Origin of the sequence: Pseudomonas sp. C11, from assembly GCF_034683865.1 — a bacterium.
Lineage (GTDB): Bacteria > Pseudomonadota > Gammaproteobacteria > Pseudomonadales > Pseudomonadaceae > Aquipseudomonas.
The window spans coordinates 1-22,602 of the sequence record NZ_JAWIIP010000003.1; the positions used below are offsets into that span (position 1 = coordinate 1).

Here is a 22,602-nt window from a genome sequence, read left to right on the forward strand (position 1 = left end):
CTTCATTCAACTTAACTTATTGATTAACAAGAAGTTTTTGAAGCGCTTCATCGCTGAAGTGGCGCGCATTCTACATCCAGCAGAATGCGCGTCAAGCTTTAATTGCAGTTTTATTACTCAGCCTTGAGCGTAATGCGCGCAAAGGCTTTTTTGCCGGCCTGACAGACATGGGTCGCCCCAACCTTGAACAGGAAGGCACGATCAACCACTTCACCATCAACACGCACACCACCCGAGCCGAGAAGATCACGAGCTACGGCTGCGTTCTTAACCAGGCCTGCCTTATTAAGGACGGAGGAGATCGGCATATCTTCAGCAGAGGTCAGCTCTACCTCAGGCAGATCCTCGGGCAGCTCGCCGTCTTTCATACGATTGCCGGCAGAACGGTGCGCATTGGCAGCCGCCTCCTCATCATGGAAACGCGCAACGAGCTCTTCAGCCAGCTTGATCTTGATGTCACGCGGGTTTGCCCCCTGCTCGACATCACGCTTGAACTGCGCGATCTCCTCCATACTGCGGAAGCTGAGCAGCTCGAAGTAACGCCACATCAAGGCGTCAGGCATGGAAACCAGTTTACTGTACATCACGCCCGGCGCTTCCTGGATGCCGACGTAGTTGCCCAGCGACTTCGACATCTTCTTCACGCCATCGAGGCCTTCCAGCAACGGCATGGTGACGATGCACTGCGATTCCTGACCATAGGCGCGCTGCAGCTCACGCCCCATCAGCAGGTTGAACTTCTGATCGGTACCGCCCAGCTCGACGTCGGCCTTGAGCGCCACGGAGTCATAGCCCTGTACCAGCGGGTAGAGAAACTCATGAATGGCAATGGGCTGATTGCCGGTGTAGCGCTTATCGAAGTCATCGCGTTCGAGCATACGCGCCACGGTGTACTGCGAAGCCAGGCGAATGAAGTCAGCCGGCTTGAGCTGATCCATCCAGGTGGAGTTGAACGCAACCTCGGTCTTGGCCGGATCTAGGATCTTGAAGACCTGCTGCTTATAGGTCTCGGCGTTATCCAGTACCTGCTCGCGCGTCAGCGGCGGACGAGTGGCGCTCTTGCCGCTCGGGTCGCCGATCATCCCGGTGAAGTCACCAATCAGGAAGACCACCTGATGGCCAAGCTCCTGAAACTGGCGCAGCTTATTAATAAGGACGGTGTGGCCGAGATGAAGATCCGGCGCAGTTGGGTCGAAACCCGCCTTGATCCGCAGCGGCTGACCACGCTTTAGCTTTTCGATCAGCTCAGCCTCAACCAGAACCTCTTCCGCACCGCGCTTGATCAGCGCCAGCTGCTCTTCAACCGACTTCATAAAATGACTCGCAATGACCGTATTCAAAAAGGAACCAACCATACAAGAACGCCGACAAATCACAAGTTTTGCTCAGCGTGAGGCAGCCCCGGCGTCGATCATCGTCTGCAGGGTTGCCTCTGGGCGGTTTTGGTTATATTTTATACAGTTAGTGCATATTCATCATGCTCTTCTTTTAATCTTCATTTTTTCACTTCAAAAGCAGCCCTATGACCTCTACATCTAAAGCGCCGCCACTGTATCCAAAGTCCCATATTCTGGCAGCGAGCGGCGTTGCCGCGCTGTTGAGCCTGGCCCTGCTGGTATTTCCCTCGCGTGAAGTCGAAGCGCAGAAGACATTCATCGACCTGGATCTCGGCAACGATGCCGAGATGGTACTGGAGGAAAAGGATGACCTTCGAGCGGGACAGGCAGCGGATCAAACTGCCTCTCCATTCGCTCAGATCGATGAAGGTTCTGACGACGCCGAAAACAGCGCAGCCCTAGAAGACGCTGACGAAGACACCCCCACCACAGCAGATCTCCCCCCGGACGACCCCACTCATAAAAGCATCATCGTCGGTAACGGCGATACGCTTTCTACCGTATTCGCCAAGGTAGGGCTGAGCGCCAACGATCTGCATGAAGCGCTCGACAGCAGCAAAGACGCCAAAGAGTTCAGCCGCCTCAAGGTAGGTCAGGCACTGCAATTCGAGTTCGATGAGGCAGGCAAACTCAAGAGCTTGCAGAGCAAGCTCAGTGATCTGGAAACCATTCATCTCAGCCGCAGCGACAAGGGCTACGAATTCCAGCGCGACCTGGTCAAGCCTGAGGTGGTCAAGGCTTACAGCCACGGGGTGATCAACAGCTCGCTGTTTCTCTCGGCAAAACGCGCAGGCCTTTCTCATGGCCTGACCATGGAACTGGCCAACATCTTCGGCTACGACATCGACTTCGCCATGGATATTCGTGATGGCGACGAGTTCGAACTGATCTATGAAAACAAGGTGGTCAACGGCAAGCGTGTGGGTACCGGCGATATCATCTCGGCACGCTTCACCAATCGCGGCAAGACTTACACCGCCGTGCGTTATACCGACCGCCAGGGCAATACCAGTTACTACACCGCCAATGGCGAGAGCATGCGCAAGGCGTTCATCCGCACCCCGGTCGACTTTGCCCGCATCAGCTCGCGCTTTTCCACAGGGCGCAAGCATCCGATCCTGAACAAGATTCGCGCCCACAAGGGTGTCGACTATGCAGCACCTCGTGGCACACCGATCAAGGCTGCCGGTGATGGCAAGGTCGTTCTCGCCGGTCGCAACGGTGGTTACGGCAATACCGTGATCCTCCAGCATGGCCAGCGCTACCGTACGCTTTATGCGCACATGCAAGGCTTCGCCAAAGGCGTACGCAACGGCGTGAACGTCAAGCAAGGTCAGATCATCGGTTACATCGGCACCACCGGCCTGTCCACCGGGCCTCACTTGCACTACGAGTTCCAGGTCAACGGTGTCCACGTCGATCCTCTGAGCCAGAAGCTGCCGATGGCCGACCCGATCGCCGCCAACGAGAAAGCCCGCTTCATGCAACAGAGCAAACCGCTGATGGCACGCATGGATCAAGAGCGCGCCACCATGCTGGCTGCCAACAAGCAGTAAGCCATGCCTCATCTCTATATCGGCGTGATGTCCGGCACCAGCCTGGATGGCCTGGACATCGCGCTGATAGAACAGACCCGCGCCAATACCCGCCTCGTCGCCACCCTTTACCGCCCCATGCCGCAATCGTTGCGCAGCGTGCTGCTGGAACTCTGCAGCTCCGGCAACGACGAACTGGCACGCGCCGCGATCGCTGAACAGCAATGGGCCGAGCTGGCGGCCGAGTGCATCAACACCCTGCTCCTGCAACAGGGGTTGGCGGCAGAAGAAATTCGCGCTATCGGCAGCCATGGGCAGACCGTGCGCCATGAGCCCGCGCGCGGTTTCACCATTCAGATCGGCAACCCTGCTCTTCTGGCGGAGCGCACCGGGATCAGTGTCGTCGCCGATTTCCGGCGTCGTGACGTCGCGGCAGGCGGCCAGGGCGCGCCGCTGGTACCGGCTTTCCATGAGGCACTGTTTGGCTCGGCACAGCAACACATCGCCGTTCTGAACGTCGGGGGCTTCAGCAACCTGAGCCTGCTCTCCCCAGGGAAGGACGTGCACGGCTTCGATTGTGGGCCAGGCAACGTGCTGCTCGACGCCTGGATCCAGCACTGCCGCGGCGAGTCCTACGATCGCGACGGTGCCTGGGGGGAAAGCGGCACGTTACAGCAAGCGTTGCTGGATGACCTGCTCGGCGATCCTTTCTTCGCGACGCAAGGCCCCAAGAGCACGGGACGCGAACTGTTCAACCTGAACTGGCTGATGAGCCACCTTGAGCATCACCCTGGTCTCGCGGAACAGGATGTACAGGCCACGCTGGTTGAGCTGACCGCCCGCTGCATTTGCGACGCGTTGCAACGCGCTCAAGCACGGACAGACCGACTGCTGGTCTGTGGTGGCGGAGCGCACAATCGGCATCTGATGGCGAGAATGAGCGCCCTGCTGGCCAATACCGAGGTGGCCTCCACCAGCAGTTGCGGCATCGATCCGGACTGGATCGAAGCCATGGCATTTGCCTGGCTGGCGCACTGCACCCTCGAGGGTATTGCCGCCAACCGCCCAAGTGTCACGGGGGCGCGTGGCCTGCGCATACTGGGCGCGATCTATCCGGCCTGACTCACCAGGCGGGCAGAAACGAAAACGCCGCGTACAAGACGCGGCGCTCGTGGAACAAAGCGGTCAGATCGAGAAGGACGAACCGCATCCGCAGGTCGTGGTGGCATTCGGATTCTTGATCACGAAACGCGAGCCTTCCAGACCTTCCTGATAATCCACTTCCGAGCCCACCAGGTACTGGAAGCTCATGGCGTCCACGACCAGACTGACGCCTTCACGCTCGACGATGGTGTCATCCTCGGCGACGTCCTCATCGAAAGTGAAGCCATACTGGAAGCCGGAGCAACCGCCGCCCGTGACGAATACACGCAACTTCAAGCGCGGATTACCTTCTTCATCGACCAGGGTCTTCACCTTGTTGGCTGCGCCCTGAGTGAAGTGCAAGGGGGCAGGGGTGAAGCTTTCGACGCTCATGCTGTACTCCCGGCGACATGCGCCATACTGCGTTAGGCGGACATTATCCGCTTGCCCGAGAAAATCGGTCAACTATTGCTCGACGTCCAACGTCTTCGGCAACTCCAGGGGACGTCCTTCTCCGTCCTTGATCGGGCACAAGCGCCCTTCGATCTGCGCCCCCATGGCCATTTCCATCAAAGCGTAATGAAGATTGCCGCGTACCCGAGCACGGGCGCCCAATTCGAGATGCGTCGACGCGAATACATCACCGATCACCTCGCCATCGATGACGATATGGGGAGCCCGCACCTCGCCTTCAACCGTGCCGCCGACGCTGATACGCACCAACCCCTCGGAAGCGAGCAGATTGCCCGTGACACGGCCGTCGACCTGCACAGCGCCCTGAAAACGCATATCGCCGATCAGCTCAGCGCCCGCCGCAATAAGACTGGTCTTGCCACTGAAACGCTGAAGATCCGGCTTGGGCTTCTCTTTATTCCACATGTGCGGGTGTCACTCCTTGTTTAACCATTTGAATGTACGACTCACCGTTTTTTGCCCCTCCACTGTGGCCTCCACCTTGATCTGACTCGGCATGAAGCCCTCGGGCAACAGCAGTTCGCCAAATCGCCCGGCCTCGGGCAGCGATTGGAAATGCTTGAAGGAAAACGGCGTCTTCTCGCTCTCGAATTCTTCACTCAGCGCCGCCAGGGCGAGCACGCTGTCCTTCCCCGCCTGCTTGCCCTGAATGCTGACACTCAACTTGCCCTCCAAGGGCTGTTCGGCCGAGCCAACCCGACTGAGCAGCAACTTGTAGCGAAAACGCCGGGGATCATCGGTTGCCTGGAGTTCGAACGTGCGAATACGCAAGCCCTCACGACGACTGCCAGGCGCCAGCACCCCCTTGTAGAACGCCACGTCCTGCTGCAGCTTGAAGATCTGCTCTTCGAGCAGCTTGATGATGCGGCGATTCTGCTCCATCGCCTGCTGACCAACCTTCTCGCCACTGCCGACGACCGCCAAACGCTGACGTAGAAACTCGAGTTCCTGATCCTGCTCGGCGATGCGCGTGTGCAATTGCTGGTTACTGGCCGCATCCGACGCGAACGACAGGTAAGCGACGAACCATCCGGCCGCGAACATGAGTGGGATGGCGAGCAGCAGCGACCAGAACAGACGACGACGCAGACGTTCGCGCCGCGGATCGCTGAAACGGATCTCCCAGCCCGCACTCATGGGCGGGCCGCCATCATGCACGTATCTGGACGTTTCGCAGGTGAATTCGACACGCCAAGCTCACGGAGCATGAGCGCCCTGCTCACTGGCAGTTCATCGCCGATCGTGCGTCTGATCATCAAATGCCTCCGCCAGAAACGAGTGGAAAGCCGCCGATGATAAAGCTGCATCGGCCAGGCGCCAAACCCGATGGTGACGCAGCAGCGTGACAGCCTCTACTATCGGCCCCATTCGCTGACCGAGGAACGCTCATGCTGTATCTGTGGCTCAAGGCCTTTCACATCATCGCCGTGGTCTGCTGGTTCGCCGGCCTGTTCTACCTGCCACGGCTGTTCGTCTATCACGCCATGAGCAGCGACGCGGCCAGCCACGAGCGTTTCTGCATCATGGAGCGCAAGCTCTACCGGGGCATCATGATGCCCTCGATGATCCTGACACTGGCCCTGGGTATCTGGCTGATCAGCCTCAACCCGAGCTACTACTTCAGCCAGGGTTGGATGCACGCCAAGCTCACGCTGGTCGTCGCCCTGGTGGCCTACCATCACGTGTGCGGTGCACAACTCAAGCGTTTCGCCCGTGGTGAGAACAGCCGCAGCCACGTGTTCTATCGCTGGTTCAACGAGGCACCGGTGCTGGCCTTGCTCGGCATCGTCATTCTGGTCGTCGTTCGCCCCTTCTGAGGAGTGCGTCATGTCTCTGCCCACCCTGCTCGAACAACGCCTGCGCCTGCCACTGGTGGCGGCACCGATGTTCCTGGTCTCCAACCCGGCGCTGGTGATGGCCTGCTGCAACAGCGGCATAGTGGGCAGCTTCCCGGCACTGAACCAGCGCGAGAGCGCGGGCTTTCGCGCCTGGCTGGAAGAAATCGCCGCCGGCCTCGACGACAGTGCCACCCCCTATGCGGTCAACCTCATCGTGCACCCGAGCAATCCGCGCCTGCAGGCCGATCTCGCCATCTGCGTCGAGCAGCGCGTGCCCATCGTGATCACCAGCCTGGGCGCCGTGAAGGAAGTCGTCGACGCGGTGCACGCCTATGGCGGCCTGGTTTTCCATGACGTGACCACCCGCCGCCACGCAGAAAAGGCAGCACAGGCTGGTGTCGACGGCCTGATCGCCGTGGCCGCCGGCGCTGGCGGTCACGCCGGCACCTGGAGTCCCTTCGCCCTGATAGCCGAGATTCGCCAGTTCTTCGACAAGACCCTGCTGTTGGCTGGCTGCCTCAATCACGGCCACGAAATTCTCGCCGCCCAACTGCTCGGCGCCGACCTCGCCTATATGGGCACACGGTTCATCGCCACCCAGGAAAACGATGCGCCCGACGCCTACAAACGAATGCTGCTGGAGGCGCATGCCGCCGACATCATCCACACGCCGGCCGTCTCCGGCGTGCCAGCCAGCTTCATGCGCCAAAGCCTGGAGCAGGCCGGTTACGACCTCACGCGTCTGCAGGACAAGGCGGCGATCGACTATGGCGAGAAGCTCAAACCGATCAACGACGAAGCCAAGGCCTGGAAAACCGTGTGGTCGGCCGGCCAGGGCGCTGGCGGTATCGATGACCTGCCGCGCGTAGCCGAGCTGATCGCTCGCCTGGATCAGGAGTATCGCGCCGCCCTGCAGCAGAGCGCACGCCTGGGACAACGCTGGAGCCGATGAAACGTCGCCATCTGCTGGGCCTCGGCCTACTGGGAGTGGCAGGGGCCTGGGCACTGCGCCCCAACGATCTCGGTCGGCCTTACGCACCCTATTTCGAGTCACTCAACACTCAGCTCAAGGCCGACACTGATGGCCTGCCGGTACTGCTGCTCGACCTCGACCGACTCGACCAGAACGCCGAGGTGATCAGGAGGCTGCTGGGCAACCGCCTGCAATTGCGCCTGGTGGTCAAGTCGCTGGCATCGCCAGGGCTGCTGGAATACCTGGCCAAGCGCCTCGACACCCAACGCTTCATGGTCTTTCACCAGCCGCACCTCAACCAGTTGGCGCGCAGCTTCCCGCAGGCTGATCTGCTGCTGGGCAAGCCGATGCCTGTGCAGGCCGCGCTCGGTTTCTATCAGCAGTTGCCACGCCACAGCACCTTCGCCCCTGATCGACAACTGACCTGGCTGATCGATAGCGCAGCGCGGCTGCAGGAATATGCCGAACTGGCAGAAGCCCTGCAGCGCCCGCTGCGCATTGCCCTGGAGCTCGATGTCGGCCTGCATCGGGGAGGCTTTGCCGATGCTCGGAGCCTGTCACAGGTACTGCAACGCCTGCAGCGCGACAAACCCAATCTGCATCTGCAAGGGCTGATGGGCTACGACGCGCAGGTGGCGCATGCGCCGCCCTGGATCAGCACCACCGAGGCATTCGCCCAGGCTACCGCACGCTATCGCGAACTACTGAGCACCGCGCAGGGCTTCTCCGAAATTTGGCCCGAGCAGCCGCTGCTCAATGGCGCCGGCAGCCTGACCTACCCGTTGCACAGCCAACTGGAGACGCCATTGAACGAGGTCGCAGTAGGCTCAGCCCTGCTCAAGCCGGGCGACTTCGACAGTGATTTACTGCAAGCACACCAGCCAGCCCTCTGGCTCGCCAGCCCGGTGCTGAAAGTCGTCGATGGCGCCCTGCCCTTCGTGCAATCGGCGCAGGGTTTGCTGGAGGCATGGACCCCGAATCGCCAGCAGGCCTGCTACCTCTATGGCGGGCACTGGCCCGCGCAACCGGTCGCGCCAGAAGGCCTGGCTTACGATGAGCTATACGGCCGCAGCCGCAATCAGGAGCGCCTGATCAGCAGCCATGCCACTCGACTGCGGGTCGGCGACTGGGTCTTTCTGCGGCCCTCGGTCAGCGAAGGGGTGATCGGCGAGTTCCGCGAAATTCGTCTGTTGCGGGGTGGCCAACTGGTTGGACGCTGGTCAACGCTGCCAAGTGTGTGAATTGTGCTGCAGGCCGCTTGTGCTCTGGGCTGTGGGCGCTCTACGCTTCACCCGCTGGTTGCGCTGAATCACTTTCGTCAAACACCTGGCCTCTGCCCCCAATCCAAGCAGACAAGGAAGCTCGCATGAATCAACCCTCCTACAAGATCGTGTTCAACGGCGAACTGATGCCGGACGCCGCGCTGGATACGGTCAAGGAAAACCTCGCGCGTCTGTTCAAGAGCGATATTGCGCGAATCAACGCGTTGTTCACGGGTGCGGCGGTGACCCTGAAAAAGGATCTGGCCGAGCATGAAGCGGATCAGTATCTGGAAGCCCTGCAAAAAGCCGGGGCTCGGGTGCGCAAGGAGCTGGATCTGGCAGCCAGCTTGACGCTGGTACCGACCGACGAGCACGCCGATAGCGCGCCGGCCGAAGGCAGCGCAGCGTCCATGAGCTGCCCGAAGTGCGGGCACGAACAGCCCAAGGCAGAGAGCTGCGTAGCCTGCGGCATCATCATCGAGAAATACCTGGCGCGTCAGGCACAACAGGCTGCCACGCCGGTGGCTGCCGTAGCGCAACCCGCAGCGTCGCCCTACGCCCCGCCACGCGCGGATGTCGCCGAAAAGCTCCCGGAGTTCGGCGAACTCAAGGTGCTCAGCGTCAGTGGCCGCATCGGACGCGTGCGCTACCTGGGTTGGAGCATGGCCATGATGCTGTGCGCATTGCCCATTTTCGGGATCGGTGCGGGGCTGACCGTCGCCTCGGAAACACTGGGCATGATCCTGATCGCCATTGCCATGCTCGCCATGGCGGCATTCAGCGTCTGCATCGGCGTCCAGCGCCTGCACGACATGGGTTGGTCCGGCTGGTTGTGGCTGCTCAACTTCGTCCCTGTCGTCGGCGGCGTGTTCTCCCTGCTGATGCTGATCATCCCTGGCACACAGGGCGCCAACCGCTATGGCCCGCCACCGCCGCCCAACAGCACCTCGGTCAAGGTCATGGCCTGGCTGATCCTGCTGGTGCCGGTCATCGGCATTCTGGCCGCCATCGCTCTGCCGCAGTACCAGAGCTACGTCGAGCGTGCCGCCCAGTCCGAGTACTCCAGCGACAGCGAGGCGCGCTGATCGCCTGCCATGCCCAGTTATGCATTGATCACCGGCGCCTCCAGCGGTCTTGGCCTGGCGCTTGCCGAGGCCCTGGCACGCCGGGGCCGCAACCTGATTCTGGTCGCGCGCCGTCGCGACGCCCTGGAAAGCATCGCCAGCGAGCTGTCACAACGTTTCGGGGTCGAGGTGCTGTTCCGCCTTTGCGATCTCGGCAAACCCCTGCAGATATCCGGGCTGCTGCTGGAGCTGGAGGAAGGCGACTGGCGTATCGATCTGCTGATCAATAACGCCGGACTGGGTAGCGCCGGCCCCTTCCTCGAACAGGACTGGATGCGCGAGCTCGAGCAACTGGAAGTGAATATCGTCGCCGTCACGCGCCTGAGCCACGCGCTCGGCAAACGCATGGCCTTGCAAGGCGGCGGGCAGATCCTCAACGTCGCCTCGGTCGCCGCCTTCCAGCCTGGCCCGTGGATGAGCAGCTACTACGCCAGCAAGGCCTATGTACTGCACTTCAGCGAGGGGCTGCGCGAAGAGCTGCGCCACTATGGCGTGCGCGTTTCGGTGCTGTGCCCCGGGCCGACCCGTACCGCCTTCTTCCGCAGCGCACGGATGGACGTCTCCAATCTGGAGCGCAGCGCCTGGATGATGAATGCCGACGAAGTGGCCCTGCTCACCGTACGCGCGCTGGAGAAGAACCGCGCGCTGATCATTCCCAACTGGCGCAACCGGTTGCTAGCCAACTGGCCGCGCCTGGCTCCGCGCTGGCTGGTACGCAAGCTGACAGCCCGCTTTACGCGGCCGTTCAGCCGGCGCTAATCCACCTGTTCTAGCCTGCATCGACCGTACGGCCGTGCGCCCAGTGGCGCAAGGCCGCCAGGTTCTCGGCCATCACCACCGACAAAGGCGAGGTGCCTTGCAGGGCACGCAGCAACAGCGCCTGGTCGACCGCCTGTTGCTGCGCCTGCCCAGCATACAGGGCGCTGACCACGGCCTGCTCGATCTCCGCGCCGGAAAAGCCCTCGCTGGCCTCGGCCAACTGAATCAGATCGAAGCGGCCCGCTTCCAGCTCGCGGCGCTCCAGATGAATACGGAAGATGTCGACGCGGACTTCGGCGCTGGGCAGGTCGACGAAGAACAACTCATCGAACCGCCCCTTGCGCACCAGCTCAGGCGGCAAGCGGTCGATGGCATTGGCCGTGGCCACGACGAACACCGGCGCCTTGCGCTCGGCCATCCAGGTCAGCAGGGTGCCGAGCACGCGCAGGCTCACACCGCCGTCATGATCACCACTGGCCAGGCCTTTCTCTACCTCGTCCATCCACAGCACGCAGGGCGCCATTTGCTCAGCAAGACGCAGCGCCTCGCGCAGGTTGCGCTCGGTCTCGCCGAAGAATTTGTTGTAGAGACAGGCAAAATCCAGGCGCAGTAGCGGCAAGCCCCAGAGTCCGGCCACGGCCTTGGCCGCCAGGCTCTTGCCGCCACCCTGAACGCCGACCAGCATGACGCCCTTGGGCGCATCGATCAGCTTGCCCTCGAGGAAACCGGCCTGGCGCTCGGCCAGCCAGCGCTTGAGATTGACCAGCCCGCCGACCTCGGCGAAGCGTGCGGTGTCGTACTCGAAACTGAGCACGCCCTCCAGATCCAGCAACTGGAACTTGGTCTTGTTCAGCTCGGGAATATCTTCCTGGGTGATCGCCCCGTCATCGCAGATCACGTTGCGCGCCAGCGCTCGCGCCTCGGCATGACTGAGGCCGCGCAGGTTCTTCACCACCTGCTGCAGGGTGCGGTTGTCGGTACGCACTCGCGCGCCGCGATTGCCTTCGCTCCAGCGTGTAGCCTCGTCACGCACGATGCTCAGCAACTCGTCTTCGGACGGCAGGGAAAGGCTGAAGCGGGCCGCATAGCGCTGCACTTCCGGCGGCAGCTTGAGCGCGTGGGAAACCAGTACCAGAGTCGGCTTGTGCGCGGCCTCACTCATGGCGATTTCCTTGATCAGGCGTACCAAACGGGGATTTTCGTCGAGGAAGGGATGCAGGTCGCACATCACGTAGAGATTCGGTTGCGGATCGGCCTTGATCAGACGCAGCGCCGCTTCCGGCTCCAGCGTTGGCGACTCACCGACATCCGCGCCGCCGAAACCCAGGCTTTGCAAGCCTTCGGTCACCGACCAGGTGTGCAGGCCTAGCCCACGCTTGACCGCCAGGCCCGTCAGAGTCTCCAGCACGCGGGGCTCATCCCAGGACTCGATGACCACCAGCTTGACCTTGGAATCCAGCACCAAGCCCAGGTCGTGAATATCGTTCTTCAACACATGCTCCTTGTGAAAGTTGGCCCGCCACTCGCCCGGGTTTACCATCCGTCGTTTGGCAATGACGGGAACCGCTGCATGGGTTGGCTGAATACAGATCGTCGCCGCAGGCCTCGCACCATGCAAGTGCCGGACGTGAGCCGTTTCACTGCCATGATGATCGGCGCGAGCCTGGGTCTGACCACGCTACCGGCTGGCGCCAGCGAGCCCTTTCGCGACGCCTTGCACATCGCAGGACACGGCCCCGAGCTGGTCAGAGTGCCGGCAGGCCAGTTCCTCATGGGCGATGGTAGCGGCAAGGGCAATGATAACGAGCGTCCACAGCGCTCCATCATGTTCGAACGCCCTTTCGCCATCGGCCGTCACGAGGTCACCTTCGCCGACTGGCGCCGCTACGCCGAAGCCACCGGGCAAGCGATGCCGGACAACGAAGGTTGGGGGCTCTCGGCCCAGCGACCGGTAATCCACGTGTCCTGGCATGAAGCGCAAGCCTACACGCGCTGGCTGTCGCAGCAGACCGGCGCCCGCTATCGCTTGCCGACGGAAGCCGAGTGGGAATACGCCGCACGCGGTGGCAGCGAGAGTTACTACTGGTGGGGCGACGAACTCGACAGCGATGAGCGGGCACCTCGCGCTCATTGCCGCGGTTGCGCCACCTCACGGCTACTGCGCAACAAGACCGCTGCCGTCGGTCAGTTTCCGGCCAATGATTTCGGCCTGCATGACACGGCGGGCAATGTCTGGGAGTGGACGGCCTCGAACTTCACCCAGCGTTTCGACGGCAGCGAAACGCAAATCGCCGCCCTGCTCGACGAGAGCCCCCGCGCGGTGCGCGGCGGCGCCTGGAACAGCGGCCCGGTCTACCTGCGCAGCAGCATGCGCGACCTCAAGCAGCCGCAGCATCGTGACTATGCGCTGGGCTTTCGCGTGCTGCGCGAACTGCCCTGAGCGCGGACGCTCGCGCAACTTTGCAGTAGACTAGGGCGTCGTTCCACCCGGAGGTGCCCCATGGCCAGCGAACGCCAGTATTCCCCCGTCGACCGCCTGCTGCTGCAGGCCGATGCCGCCCTGCGCACCCTGCTGCCTTTCAGCGGCGCATCGGGCCGCCCCTCGCCCGCCATCGTGCAGAACGAAAGCGAGATGAGCAGCGATGAGTCCCGTCATGTAGCCGGTCTGATGCGCATCAACCACACCGGCGAAGTCTGCGCCCAGGCGCTCTATCAGGGCCAGGCGCTGACCGCCAAGCTGCCGGAAGTGCGCAGCGCCATGGAACATGCGGCCGATGAGGAAATCGACCACCTGGCCTGGTGCGAACAGCGCATTCGAGAGCTGGGTAGCCAGCCGAGCGTGCTCAACCCGCTGTTCTACGGTCTGTCCTTCGGTGTCGGCGCCGTCGCCGGCCTGGTCAGTGATCGTGTCAGCCTGGGCTTCGTCGCGGCCACCGAAGACCAGGTGTGCAAACATCTGGATGAACACCTGGAGCAACTGCCCGAGCACGACGCCAAATCACGCGCCATCCTCGAGCAGATGCGCATCGACGAGCAGCAGCATGCCAACAGTGCGCTGGCGGCTGGCGGCGTACGCTTCCCGGCGCCGATCAAATTCGGCATGACCCTGCTGTCGAAGGTCATGACCAAGAGCACCTACCGCGTCTGAAACGACAAGGGCGCCGAATCAGACCCTGTGAAAACGTAGCGAGCGAAGGTCAGGCAAGGCAAAAAACGGCGAGAAAGCGCAGTTTACGAGCTGTAAATGAGCATTTTGAGCCGTTTTTTAACGCAGCATGGCCGAGCGCAGTAGTTTTCACACAGTCTGAATGGCGCCCTTGTCAAATGCGTAAACCAGGCTCAGCCCAGCTCGACGATCTCGTAGTCGTGGCTGATGTCCACGCCACCGCGTCCCAGCATGATCGAAGCCGAGCAGTATTTTTCCGCTGACAGTTCAACGGCACGTTTGACCTGGGCTTCCTTCAGCCCGCGCCCCTTGACCACGAAGTGCAGGTGAATCTTGGTGAATACCTTGGGTTCTTCGGTCGCACGCTCGGCGTCGAGGAACACCTCGCAGCTTTCCACCGGCTGACGACCCTTGCGCAGAATGCTGACCACGTCGAAGTTGCTGCAGCCACCGAGACCGATCAGCACCATCTCCATCGGTCGAACACCCAGGTTACGGCCGCCAGCCTCGGGCGGACCATCCATTACAACGGCATGGCCGCTGCCGGACTCACCGAGGAACAGGGCTTCGCCGGCCCACTGCACGCGCGCTTTCATCTATCCAGGCTCCGTAGCTTTGCAAAGGCACGCAGATTAGCACAGGCCAAGACCGTGCCGTTGCATGACCGGTACGTCAAAGTTCAACTAGGCTGTGTTAGCCAGGTCACAAAAAACGCCCGTGCTTTCCTGCGTCTGTTAAGCTGGCGCCGGAATGCTGGCACACTTGGCCGGATAACTAATAAGAAATTGCCTGTTGGACAAAGGCCTACTTTTCTATATTCGGGACTCGGGCATGGTCGCTATTACCCTTACACCTAAAATCAAGAACATCGATAAGCTTCTCGCACACTGTCATCGCCGTCGCTACACCTCCAAAAGCACCATCATTTACGCGGGCGATCGCTGCGAAACACTCTTCTTCATCGTCAAAGGTTCGGTCACCATCCTCATCGAGGATGACGACGGCCGCGAGATGATCATTGCCTATCTCAATGCCGGCGACTTCTTCGGCGAGATGGGTCTGTTCGAAAAGGAAGGTACTGAGAAAGAGCGCAGTGCCTGGGTTCGCGCCAAGACCGAGTGCGAGGTCGCGGAAATCAGCTACGCCAAGTTCCGCGAATTGACTCAGCAGGATCCGGACATCCTCTTCGCCCTGGGCAGCCAGATGGCCGAGCGCCTGCGCAACACCACGCGCAAGGTCGGCGACCTGGCTTTCCTCGATGTGACTGGCCGCGTCGCGCGTACCCTGCTCGATCTGTGCAAGCAGCCGGACGCCATGACCCATCCGGACGGCATGCAGATCAAGATCACCCGCCAGGAAATCGGCCGCATCGTCGGCTGCTCGCGCGAGATGGTCGGCCGCGTGCTCAAGTCCCTGGAAGAACAGGGCCTGGTACACGTCAAAGGCAAGACCATGGTGGTCTTCGGCACCCGCTGAAACCCACCCAATAAAAAGCCGGCTTGATTGCCGGCTTTTTCATGCGCGCTATTCGGGGTCGGTGCCGATCACGGCAGGTCGACCGCGCTCGGGAAAGAACAGGCGCTGCAGTTCGCTGCCGGGGCTTTCCGCACGCATGAAGGCCTCGCCGACCAGGAAGGCATACACCTCGTTGATTTCCATCAGCTCAACATCGGCGCGGTTGAGGATGCCGCTCTCGGTCACCACCAGGCGGTCACGCGGAATGCGCGGCAGCAGGTCGAGCGTGGCTTCCAGGCTGACATCGAAGGTGTGCAGGTTGCGGTTGTTGATGCCCACCAACGGCGTGTCCAGGGTGGTCAGCGCACGCTCCAGTTCGTCGCCATCATGCACCTCGACCAGCACGTCGAGGCCCACGTCCTTGGCCACCGAGGCCAGTTCGGCCATACGCACGTCATCCAGGCAGGAGACGATCAGCAGCACGCAGTCGGCGCCGATCGCACGAGCTTCGACGATCTGGTAAGGATCGACCATGAAGTCCTTGCGGATCACCGGCAGTGCGCAGGCGGCACGTGCCTGCTGCAGGTATTGATCGGCACCCTGGAAGAAGTCGATATCGGTCAGCACCGACAGGCAGGTGGCACCACCGGCCTCGTAGCTCCGGGCAATCTCGGCCGGTACGAAGTTCTCGCGAATCACGCCCTTGCTTGGCGAGGCCTTCTTGATCTCGGCGATTACCGCCGGCTGCTTGCGCGCCGCTTGTTCCAACAGCGCACGGGCAAAGCCACGCGGGGCGTCGGCGCTGCGCGCGGCGGCTTCGAGTTCGGCCAGGCTGACCTGGGCACGACGGGCCGCCACTTCTTCGAACTTACGGGCGACGATCTTCTCCAGTACGGTTGGTACGCTCACCCTTCGTTCTCCTGTTTGAATACCGCGGTAAAGGACACCAGCTCTTCCAGCTTCTCACGCGCCAGGCCGGTATGCAGGGCGTCATGCGCCAGCTGGATGCCTTCGCGCAGGCTGCTGGCATGGTCGGCAGCATAGAGTGCAGCACCGGCATTGAGCACGATCATGTCGGCAGCCTTCTGGCCATTGTCGGTCTTGCGTCGGCCCAGCGCGTCGCGGATCAGCTCCAGCGACTGCTCGGCGTTGTCGACGGTCAGACCGATCAGGCTCTGGCTCTTGATGCCGAAATCCTCGGGCTGGATACGGTACTCGCTGACCTTGCCGTCCTTGAGCTCGGCGACGAAGGTCGGCGCGGCCAGGCTGATTTCGTCAAGGCCGTCCTGCGCATGCACCACCAGCACGTGCTCGCTGCCCAGGCGCTGCAACACTTCAGCCATGGGACGACACAGCGCCTGGCTGAACACGCCGATCACCTGATGCTTGGCGCCCGCCGGATTGGTCATCGGGCCGAGCATATTGAAGATGGTGCGCAGGCCCAGCTCGCGGCGCGGGCCGATGGCATGCTTCATCGCACCGTGATGAGACGGGGCGAACATGAAACCGACCCCGACGCTTTCGACGCAGCGCGCTACCTGCTCGGGCTTGAGCCCCAGGTAGACGCCCGCAGCGTCCAGAAGATCGGCGCTGCCGCTCTTGCCTGACACCGCGCGGTTGCCATGCTTGGCCACCTTGCCTCCAGCCGCTGCGACGACGAAGGCCGCCGCGGTGGAGACGTTGAAGATGTTCATGCCGTCGCCGCCGGTACCGCAGGTATCGACCAGACGCTCGGCATCGATCACCACCGGCGCAGCCAGCTCACGCATGACGCTAGCGGCACCGACGATCTCGTCGATGGTCTCGCTCTTCATGCGCATGCCCATGAGGAAGGCACCGATCTGCGCGTCGGTGCACTGGCCGGTCATGATCTCGCGCATGACCGCCTGCATTTCCTCGGTGGTCAGATCGAGCTGAGCGACGATGCGGTTGAGGGCTTCCTTGATATTCATGCGCGCACGCCTCCGGTCTGCTTGAGGAAGTTGGCGAACAGTTCGTGGCCCTGCTCGGTGAGGATGGACTCGGGGTGGAACTGCACGCCCTCGACGTTCAGGGTCTTGTGGCGCAGGCCCATGATTTCGTCGACCGAGCCGTCTTCATGCTGCGTCCAGGCCGTCATCTCCAGGCAATCCGGCAGGGTCTCACGCTTGACCACCAGAGAATGATAGCGGGTCACGGTGAGCGGGTTGTTGAGGCCGGCGAATACGCCCTTGTCCGCATGGAACACCGGGCTGGTCTTGCCGTGCATCACCTGGCGTGCACGCACCACGTCGCCGCCGTAGGCCTGGCCGATGCTCTGGTGGCCGAGGCAGACGCCAAGGATCGGCAGCTTGCCGGCGAAATGCAGGATGGCCTCGATGGACACACCGGCCTCAGTCGGCGTGCACGGGCCGGGCGAGACGACGATGCGCTCGGGTTTGAGCGCTTCGATCTCGGCGATGCTCAGTTCGTCATTGCGAATCACGTGCACGTCGGCGCCCAGCTCACCCAGGTACTGCACGACGTTGTAGGTGAAGGAGTCGTAGTTGTCGATCATCAAAAGCATGGTACGGCTCCTGTTATTCCTGGGCCTGGGCGGCAGTCTGTTCGGCGAGCGCGACGGCGCGGAACATGGCGCGGCGCTTGTTCAGGGTTTCTTCCCACTCCAGCGCGGGCACCGAGTCGGCGACGATGCCGGCGCCAGCCTGCACATGCAGCTCGCCGTCCTTGATCACCGCCGTACGAATGGCAATGGCGGTGTCCATGTTGCCGTTCCAGGCGTAGTAACCGACTGCGCCACCATAGACGCCACGCTTGACCGGCTCCAGCTCGTCGATGATTTCCATGGCGCGAATCTTCGGCGCGCCGGACAGGGTGCCGGCCGGCAGGATGGCACGCAGTGCGTCCATGGCCGACAGCTCGGGTTTGAGCTGACCGGTGACGTTGGAGACGATGTGCATGACGTTGGAATAGCGCTCGATGACCATCTTCTCGGTGAGCTTGACCGAGCCGATCTGCGACACGCGTCCGGTGTCGTTGCGGCCCAGGTCGATGAGCATCAGGTGTTCGGCGACTTCCTTGGCGTCGGACAACAGATCTTCTTCCAACGTCTTGTCTGCCTCCTCGCTGGCGCCACGCGGGCGCGTACCGGCGATGGGGCGTACGGTGACCAGGCCGTCCTCGACGCGCACCAGCACCTCGGGCGAGGAGCCGACCACATGGAAGTCGCCGAAGTTGAAGAAATACATGTACGGCGTCGGATTGATGCAGCGCAGTGCGCGGTACAGGTCGATGGGCGCGGCCTTGAACGGGATCGACATGCGCTGGGAGATCACCACCTGCATGCAGTCGCCGGCCAGGATGTAATCCTTGATCGAACTGACCGCCGCCTCGTAGTCGCCCTGGCTGTAGCTGGAGCGGAACGCCGGCTCCTCGCCCAGCGGCGCGGACAGATCCACACCCAGGCGCGGGGTGATCGGCTGGCGCAGCTTGCGCAGGATTTCGCGCAGGCGGGCCTGGCCTTGCTCGAAGGCGTCCGGCTGGGCCGGATCGGCGAGGACGATGCCGTGCATCTTGCCGGCCAGGTTGTCGAACACCACCACGGCATCGGAAACCATCAGCAGGATGTCCGGCGTACCCAGCGCATCGGGGTTGACCCCGGCGGCCAGCTTGGGCTCGACGTAACGCACGCTGTCGTAACCGAAGTAACCCACCAGGCCACCGTTGAAGCGTGGCAGACCAGCGATGGTCGGCACCTTGTAGCGCGCCTTGAATTGCTCGACGAACGCCAGCGGGTCGGCGCACTGATGGCGCTCGACCTCGACGCCGTCGGTGCTGACCACAACGTCATGGCCATGCACGCGCAGTACGGTGCGCGCCGGCAGGCCGATGATCGAGTAACGGCCCCACTTCTCGCCGCCCTGCACGGACTCGAGCAGGTAGGAGTTGGGCGCGTCGGCCAGTTTCAGGTAGATGGACAGTGGCGTGTCGAAATCCACCAGGGTTTCGCAGGCCAAGGGAATGCGGTTGTAGCCTTCAGCGGCTAAACGCAGGAATTCTTCATGGGTCATGATCAGCCTCATGGCTCGGGGAAAACGGTCGGGTGCAAACGGGCCGCGCGCAGCGGCAGGACGAAATCAGGCGCGCCAGCGCCAACGGGCCAGAGCCTTAATCACTTTCATCCAGAGTTTGCAGCTAACCACCACGGTGCGATCTCGACAGGCGGGGGAATAAGGAGAGCGGCCAAGGTAGCAGCTACACGCCAAGCGCTGCAAGCGGGGCAAAGCGATAGCTTGGTGGGAGCGGGTTTATCCGCGATCTCAATCGCCAGTTTCGTGGATAAATCCGCCCCTACAAAAGGCGAACGGCACAGCTGAAGATTCGTCAGAGCAACTCGGCGAGGCTATCGACCACCAGGTTCGGGTTTTCTTCGGCAATCGGGCGGCCATGGTTGTAGCCATAGCTCACCGCGACGCAAGGCACGCCGGCTGCGTGGGCGGCCAGCACGTCATTGCGTGAATCGCCGACGAACAGCGATTGCGCCGCAGTGACATCAGCCAAGCGCATCACCTGGAGCAACGCCGCCGGATCCGGCTTCTGCTGCGGCAGGGTGTCGCCGCCGATGATCCAGCGAAAGTAGCCACCGAGACCAACCTGCTCCAGCAATGGCGCGACGAAACGCTCCGGCTTGTTGGTCACCACGGCCAGCTCCACGGCTGCAGTGCTGAGCGCTTCGAGCAGCTCATGCACGCCTGGGTAGAGCGCGGTCAGCTCATGGCAGTCGGCGTAGATATCGAGAAAGCGCGCCAGCGCCTGCTCCGTCTCGCCCTCACCCACTGCCGTGTGATCCAGGCCACCGGCTAGGGCACGGCGCACCAGCACACGGGCGCCGTTGCCGACCCACTCGCGAACCTGTGCAACGCCAGCCGGCGGACGGCCCAGCTCGACCAGCATGCGGTCGACCGCTGCGGCCAGGTCCGGCACCGAGTCGATCAGCGTGCCGTCCAGGTCGAACATCACCAGGCGCGGCAACTCGCCGCCGCACAACGCGCGTAGCGGTTTCATCCACGCACCTGGGCCAGTTCGGCGCGCATGGCGTCGATCACCGCCTTGTAGTCCGGCTGATTGAAGATCGCCGAGCCGGCGACGAAGGTGTCGGCACCCGCTTCGGCGATCTCGCGGATGTTCTGCACGTTCACGCCGCCGTCGATCTCCAGGCGAATCTCGCGGCCGCTGGCGTCGATCAGCGCGCGCGCTTCACGCAGCTTGTCGAGGGTGCCGGGGATGAACTTCTGCCCGCCGAAGCCGGGGTTGACGCTCATCAGGAGGATCATGTCGACCTTGTCCATCACGTACTTGAGCACGTCCAGCGGGGTGGCCGGGTTGAACACCAGGCCGGCCTTGGCGCCGCCGGCCTTGATCAGTTGCAGGGAACGATCGATGTGCTCGGACGCCTCCGGGTGGAAGGTGATGTAGCTGGCGCCAGCCTCGATGAAGTCGCCGATGATGCGATCCACCGGCTTGACCATCAGGTGCGCGTCGATGGGCGCGGTGATGCCGTACTTGCGCAGCGCCGAGCAGACCATCGGGCCGATGGTCAGGTTGGGCACGTAGTGGTTGTCCATGACATCGAAGTGAACGATGTCCGCCCCGGCGGCGAGCACGTTGTCCACTTCCTCACCCAGGCGGGCGAAGTCGGCGGAAAGGATCGACGGGGCGATGGCGAAGGGTTGCATGGCGCACCTCTAAGAACCGATTTGGGATCTCGCGAGCTAGAGCCTGGCTAGGCAAAAACAGGCGAGGAAGCGGAGTTTACGCGTGTAAATGAGCATTCCGAGCCTGTTTTTAACGACGCCTGGCCGACGCGCAGCAGATCGCAAACGGTTCGTAGTGCTGGATCACGGTGGCGCGCATTGTAGCGGCAGATGCGCAGGATGGCAGCGCCACCCGACGGCGGCGCGCGCAAATGCCTCAGCCTGGCATTTCGTAGCCTGCGGTGGAGCGCAGCGATACCCAGGGACTTCCGGGTGTCGCTTCGCTCAACTCACGCGCGCACAGAGATCACTTGCCCGACGGCAGATCCTTGGTAAAAGTCTGGTCGTTCTCACCACGGAACATACGCGCGCCGTAGATCAGCGCGCACAGGCCGACGCCAATGGCGAAGGCCCAGCCCGCCCCCTTGATCGCCAACACCGCGCCGATTACCCCGGCGATCCCCAGGTCGCGCTGGCTGCGCGCTTCCATGATGCCCAGGCGCACGCTGACGTAGCCCTGGATCAGCAAGGTCAGCGCCAGCGCCACACCGAGAATCGGCTGCACCAGCGTCACCACCGGCAGCAGCAACAGGCCGGTATTGGTGCCCCAGCGGAACGAACCGACGCCGCCGTAGATCGACTTCATCGCCTTGGCACCGCCCTTGAAACGTTCGGTGATCACCACCTGCATGGCCGACCATTGCGGCCCGCACATCGCTACGTCCGGGCCGATGATGCTCATCAAGGCATTGCGCCCACCGAAGATCAGGTGCGAGCGGTTGGGGTTGAAGTCGACCTTCTCGTCACGGCGCACATGGTCAGCCTCACCGAGGATCGCCTTGGCGCCCAGCACATCGCCAAACACCACGAGGTAGGCGGCGAACACGGTGGGAATGGCAGTGACGAACATCATCAACGGCGGCATGCCGAGACCGAACACGGTGTACTCGTTCCACAAGGTGACGAAGTCCGGCTGGCTGATGCCCCACTCGATGTTCGGCCAGGGCGCCTCGCCAAACAGCGGCGCAACGATCACCGCCAGCAGGATGATCGGGAAGATGCCCAGCTTGGCGAAGTTCCACCAGAAGCGATTGCGCTTCTTCAGTTCCTGGAAATGGATGGAAAACACCAGGTAGAAGGCGATACCAATGGCGATTGAGATGGTCCAGGGGAAGCTGTCGAAGCGACCGCCCTCCTTGAATACCGTCACCACCGCACTGAGGCCGGCGCCCATGATGATGCCGGCCTTGAGCGCCGAGGGCACCAGGGACACCACCTTGCGCGCCATGCCCGTCATACCCAGGCCTATCGAGAACACCCCGAGCATCAACTGGAAGGCAATCAGCGCATGCACCCGCTCCGGGCCCTCCGGGAACTGACTGCAGTAGGCCATCAGCAGGGGAATCGCCGGCGTGATCCAGCCCGGCACCACCGGGTCGCCCAGCAGGTGGTGAGTCAGGTACAGCAGGCCGTTGAGCATGACCACCGCCAATGCCACCTCGAACGGCATGCCGAGAAACTCGGTCATCAGCGGAATCGCCGCCAGATCCACCGCACACATGAGCAGGCCCTGCATGTAGTCGGAGAGCTCGAAGCGGTAATGAATGAAAGGCAGACGTACCTTGAACGGCCCCATCGGCCAGTACGGGGCTTCGACGCCCAGGTCTTGTTGATGCAGTTCGGACATGTGAATCACCCAGCTTTATTAGAGTTGTAAGCAGCGAGCCCCGACATGGCCGGGGCT

The 22,602-nt window shown here is 62.3% G+C and carries 23 protein-coding genes; 10 read left to right on the forward strand and 13 right to left on the reverse strand.

Annotated elements, in window-relative coordinates:
• Positions 1 to 113 precede the first annotated feature (113 nt).
• Positions 114 to 1,313: a tyrosine--tRNA ligase gene (gene tyrS, locus VC352_RS06100; RefSeq protein ID WP_322978998.1), complete on the reverse strand. Its 1,200-nt coding sequence runs from the start codon at positions 1,311 to 1,313 to the stop codon at positions 114 to 116.
• Between the two features lie 209 nt (positions 1,314 to 1,522).
• Here tyrS and VC352_RS06105 point away from each other — a divergent pair, with 209 nt between their 5' ends.
• Complete coding sequence (locus VC352_RS06105) at positions 1,523 to 2,953, forward strand: peptidoglycan DD-metalloendopeptidase family protein (RefSeq protein ID WP_322978699.1); 1,431 nt, start codon at positions 1,523 to 1,525, stop codon at positions 2,951 to 2,953.
• A gap of 3 nt (positions 2,954 to 2,956) precedes the next feature.
• Positions 2,957 to 4,054, forward strand: a complete 1,098-nt coding sequence (locus VC352_RS06110; protein ID WP_322978700.1) for an anhydro-N-acetylmuramic acid kinase — start codon at positions 2,957 to 2,959, stop codon at positions 4,052 to 4,054.
• 63 nt (positions 4,055 to 4,117) lie between these two features.
• Here the strand turns inward: VC352_RS06110 and erpA are convergent, their stop codons facing one another.
• The 3 genes from erpA to VC352_RS06125 all read right to left on the reverse strand — a co-directional run bounded on the left by erpA (position 4,118) and on the right by VC352_RS06125 (position 5,686).
• Complete coding sequence (gene erpA, locus VC352_RS06115) at positions 4,118 to 4,468, reverse strand: iron-sulfur cluster insertion protein ErpA (protein ID WP_322978701.1); 351 nt, start codon at positions 4,466 to 4,468, stop codon at positions 4,118 to 4,120.
• A gap of 72 nt (positions 4,469 to 4,540) precedes the next feature.
• Complete coding sequence (locus tag VC352_RS06120) at positions 4,541 to 4,954, reverse strand: polymer-forming cytoskeletal protein (protein ID WP_322978702.1); 414 nt, start codon at positions 4,952 to 4,954, stop codon at positions 4,541 to 4,543.
• 9 nt (positions 4,955 to 4,963) lie between these two features.
• Positions 4,964 to 5,686: a DUF6776 family protein gene (locus tag VC352_RS06125; RefSeq protein WP_322978703.1), complete on the reverse strand. Its 723-nt coding sequence runs from the start codon at positions 5,684 to 5,686 to the stop codon at positions 4,964 to 4,966.
• A gap of 254 nt (positions 5,687 to 5,940) precedes the next feature.
• Between VC352_RS06125 and hemJ the strand changes: the two genes are divergently transcribed.
• The 5 genes from hemJ (at position 5,941) to VC352_RS06150 (ending at position 10,505) form a co-directional block, all read left to right on the forward strand.
• Entirely contained in the window at positions 5,941 to 6,366 is a 426-nt protein-coding gene (gene hemJ, locus VC352_RS06130; RefSeq protein ID WP_322978999.1) for a protoporphyrinogen oxidase HemJ, read from the forward strand.
• Positions 6,367 to 6,376: 10 nt separating this feature from the next.
• On the forward strand, positions 6,377 to 7,339 hold the full coding sequence (locus tag VC352_RS06135; protein WP_322978704.1) for a nitronate monooxygenase family protein: 963 nt from the start codon (positions 6,377 to 6,379) through the stop codon (positions 7,337 to 7,339).
• Complete coding sequence (locus VC352_RS06140; protein WP_322978705.1) at positions 7,336 to 8,601, forward strand: alanine racemase; 1,266 nt, start codon at positions 7,336 to 7,338, stop codon at positions 8,599 to 8,601. The genes VC352_RS06135 and VC352_RS06140 overlap by 4 nt, the downstream gene beginning before the upstream one ends.
• 125 nt (positions 8,602 to 8,726) lie before the next feature.
• Positions 8,727 to 9,707 carry a DUF805 domain-containing protein gene (locus VC352_RS06145; protein ID WP_322978706.1) on the forward strand — a complete coding sequence of 327 codons (981 nt, stop codon included), beginning with the start codon at positions 8,727 to 8,729 and terminating at the stop codon, positions 9,705 to 9,707.
• A 9-nt stretch (positions 9,708 to 9,716) separates the two neighbouring features.
• Positions 9,717 to 10,505, forward strand: a complete 789-nt coding sequence (locus VC352_RS06150) for an SDR family oxidoreductase (protein WP_322978707.1) — start codon at positions 9,717 to 9,719, stop codon at positions 10,503 to 10,505.
• A 10-nt stretch (positions 10,506 to 10,515) separates the two neighbouring features.
• On the opposite strand, the gene VC352_RS06155 is transcribed toward VC352_RS06150, so the two are convergent.
• Entirely contained in the window at positions 10,516 to 11,997 is a 1,482-nt protein-coding gene (locus tag VC352_RS06155; RefSeq protein ID WP_322978708.1) for an AAA family ATPase, read from the reverse strand.
• Between the two features lie 135 nt (positions 11,998 to 12,132).
• On the opposite strand from VC352_RS06155, the gene VC352_RS06160 reads away from it, so the two are divergent.
• Complete coding sequence (locus VC352_RS06160) at positions 12,133 to 12,945, forward strand: formylglycine-generating enzyme family protein (protein WP_322978709.1); 813 nt, start codon at positions 12,133 to 12,135, stop codon at positions 12,943 to 12,945.
• Between the two features lie 60 nt (positions 12,946 to 13,005).
• Entirely contained in the window at positions 13,006 to 13,653 is a 648-nt protein-coding gene (coq7, locus tag VC352_RS06165; protein ID WP_322978710.1) for a 2-polyprenyl-3-methyl-6-methoxy-1,4-benzoquinone monooxygenase, read from the forward strand.
• Positions 13,654 to 13,844: 191 nt separating this feature from the next.
• Here coq7 and VC352_RS06170 read toward each other — a convergent pair whose 3' ends face one another.
• The gene (locus tag VC352_RS06170) at positions 13,845 to 14,267 is read right to left on the reverse strand and encodes an OsmC family protein (protein WP_322978711.1); all 423 of its coding nucleotides are present in this window, start codon (positions 14,265 to 14,267) and stop codon (positions 13,845 to 13,847) included.
• A 235-nt stretch (positions 14,268 to 14,502) separates the two neighbouring features.
• Between VC352_RS06170 and crp the strand changes: the two genes are divergently transcribed.
• Positions 14,503 to 15,147 carry a cAMP-activated global transcriptional regulator CRP gene (gene crp, locus VC352_RS06175; RefSeq protein ID WP_143499530.1) on the forward strand — a complete coding sequence of 215 codons (645 nt, stop codon included), beginning with the start codon at positions 14,503 to 14,505 and terminating at the stop codon, positions 15,145 to 15,147.
• A 48-nt stretch (positions 15,148 to 15,195) separates the two neighbouring features.
• Here crp and trpC read toward each other — a convergent pair whose 3' ends face one another.
• From trpC to VC352_RS06215, 7 genes are all read right to left on the reverse strand, one after another.
• Positions 15,196 to 16,035: an indole-3-glycerol phosphate synthase TrpC gene (trpC, locus tag VC352_RS06180; protein WP_322978712.1), complete on the reverse strand. Its 840-nt coding sequence runs from the start codon at positions 16,033 to 16,035 to the stop codon at positions 15,196 to 15,198.
• Complete coding sequence (gene trpD / locus VC352_RS06185) at positions 16,032 to 17,078, reverse strand: anthranilate phosphoribosyltransferase (protein WP_322978713.1); 1,047 nt, start codon at positions 17,076 to 17,078, stop codon at positions 16,032 to 16,034. Before trpD ends, trpC begins: the two co-directional genes overlap by 4 nt.
• Complete coding sequence (locus VC352_RS06190; protein ID WP_322978714.1) at positions 17,075 to 17,671, reverse strand: aminodeoxychorismate/anthranilate synthase component II; 597 nt, start codon at positions 17,669 to 17,671, stop codon at positions 17,075 to 17,077. Before VC352_RS06190 ends, trpD begins: the two co-directional genes overlap by 4 nt.
• A 13-nt stretch (positions 17,672 to 17,684) precedes the next feature.
• Positions 17,685 to 19,175 (reverse strand): anthranilate synthase component I, encoded by a 1,491-nt coding sequence (trpE, locus tag VC352_RS06195; RefSeq protein WP_322978715.1) that lies wholly within the window; start codon positions 19,173 to 19,175, stop codon positions 17,685 to 17,687.
• Positions 19,176 to 19,488: 313 nt separating this feature from the next.
• On the reverse strand, positions 19,489 to 20,169 hold the full coding sequence (locus VC352_RS06205; RefSeq protein WP_322978716.1) for a phosphoglycolate phosphatase: 681 nt from the start codon (positions 20,167 to 20,169) through the stop codon (positions 19,489 to 19,491).
• Positions 20,166 to 20,840 carry a ribulose-phosphate 3-epimerase gene (rpe, locus tag VC352_RS06210; protein WP_013717380.1) on the reverse strand — a complete coding sequence of 225 codons (675 nt, stop codon included), beginning with the start codon at positions 20,838 to 20,840 and terminating at the stop codon, positions 20,166 to 20,168. Before rpe ends, VC352_RS06205 begins: the two co-directional genes overlap by 4 nt.
• Before the next feature lie 325 nt (positions 20,841 to 21,165).
• Entirely contained in the window at positions 21,166 to 22,545 is a 1,380-nt protein-coding gene (locus VC352_RS06215) for a hypothetical protein (protein ID WP_322978717.1), read from the reverse strand.
• Positions 22,546 to 22,602: the final 57 nt, after the last annotated feature.

Excerpts from the sequence above, each read along its gene's own strand:
- tyrS (WP_322978998.1), bottom strand. The coding sequence starts at position 1,313 with ATGAAGTCGGTTGAAGAGCAGCTGGCGCTGATCAAGCGCGGTGCGGAA.
- VC352_RS06105 (WP_322978699.1), top strand. The coding sequence starts at position 1,523 with ATGACCTCTACATCTAAAGCGCCGCCACTGTATCCAAAGTCCCATATT.
- VC352_RS06110 (WP_322978700.1), top strand. The coding sequence starts at position 2,957 with ATGCCTCATCTCTATATCGGCGTGATGTCCGGCACCAGCCTGGATGGC.
- erpA (WP_322978701.1), bottom strand. The coding sequence starts at position 4,468 with ATGAGCGTCGAAAGCTTCACCCCTGCCCCCTTGCACTTCACTCAGGGC.
- VC352_RS06120 (WP_322978702.1), bottom strand. The coding sequence starts at position 4,954 with ATGTGGAATAAAGAGAAGCCCAAGCCGGATCTTCAGCGTTTCAGTGGC.
- VC352_RS06125 (WP_322978703.1), bottom strand. The coding sequence starts at position 5,686 with ATGAGTGCGGGCTGGGAGATCCGTTTCAGCGATCCGCGGCGCGAACGT.
- VC352_RS06135 (WP_322978704.1), top strand. The coding sequence starts at position 6,377 with ATGTCTCTGCCCACCCTGCTCGAACAACGCCTGCGCCTGCCACTGGTG.
- VC352_RS06140 (WP_322978705.1), top strand. The coding sequence starts at position 7,336 with ATGAAACGTCGCCATCTGCTGGGCCTCGGCCTACTGGGAGTGGCAGGG.
- VC352_RS06145 (WP_322978706.1), top strand. The coding sequence starts at position 8,727 with ATGAATCAACCCTCCTACAAGATCGTGTTCAACGGCGAACTGATGCCG.
- VC352_RS06150 (WP_322978707.1), top strand. The coding sequence starts at position 9,717 with ATGCCCAGTTATGCATTGATCACCGGCGCCTCCAGCGGTCTTGGCCTG.
- coq7 (WP_322978710.1), top strand. The coding sequence starts at position 13,006 with ATGGCCAGCGAACGCCAGTATTCCCCCGTCGACCGCCTGCTGCTGCAG.
- VC352_RS06170 (WP_322978711.1), bottom strand. The coding sequence starts at position 14,267 with ATGAAAGCGCGCGTGCAGTGGGCCGGCGAAGCCCTGTTCCTCGGTGAG.
- crp (WP_143499530.1), top strand. The coding sequence starts at position 14,503 with ATGGTCGCTATTACCCTTACACCTAAAATCAAGAACATCGATAAGCTT.
- trpD (WP_322978713.1), bottom strand. The coding sequence starts at position 17,078 with ATGAATATCAAGGAAGCCCTCAACCGCATCGTCGCTCAGCTCGATCTG.
- VC352_RS06190 (WP_322978714.1), bottom strand. The coding sequence starts at position 17,671 with ATGCTTTTGATGATCGACAACTACGACTCCTTCACCTACAACGTCGTG.
- trpE (WP_322978715.1), bottom strand. The coding sequence starts at position 19,175 with ATGACCCATGAAGAATTCCTGCGTTTAGCCGCTGAAGGCTACAACCGC.
- VC352_RS06205 (WP_322978716.1), bottom strand. The coding sequence starts at position 20,169 with ATGAAACCGCTACGCGCGTTGTGCGGCGGCGAGTTGCCGCGCCTGGTG.
- rpe (WP_013717380.1), bottom strand. The coding sequence starts at position 20,840 with ATGCAACCCTTCGCCATCGCCCCGTCGATCCTTTCCGCCGACTTCGCC.
- VC352_RS06215 (WP_322978717.1), bottom strand. The coding sequence starts at position 22,545 with ATGTCCGAACTGCATCAACAAGACCTGGGCGTCGAAGCCCCGTACTGG.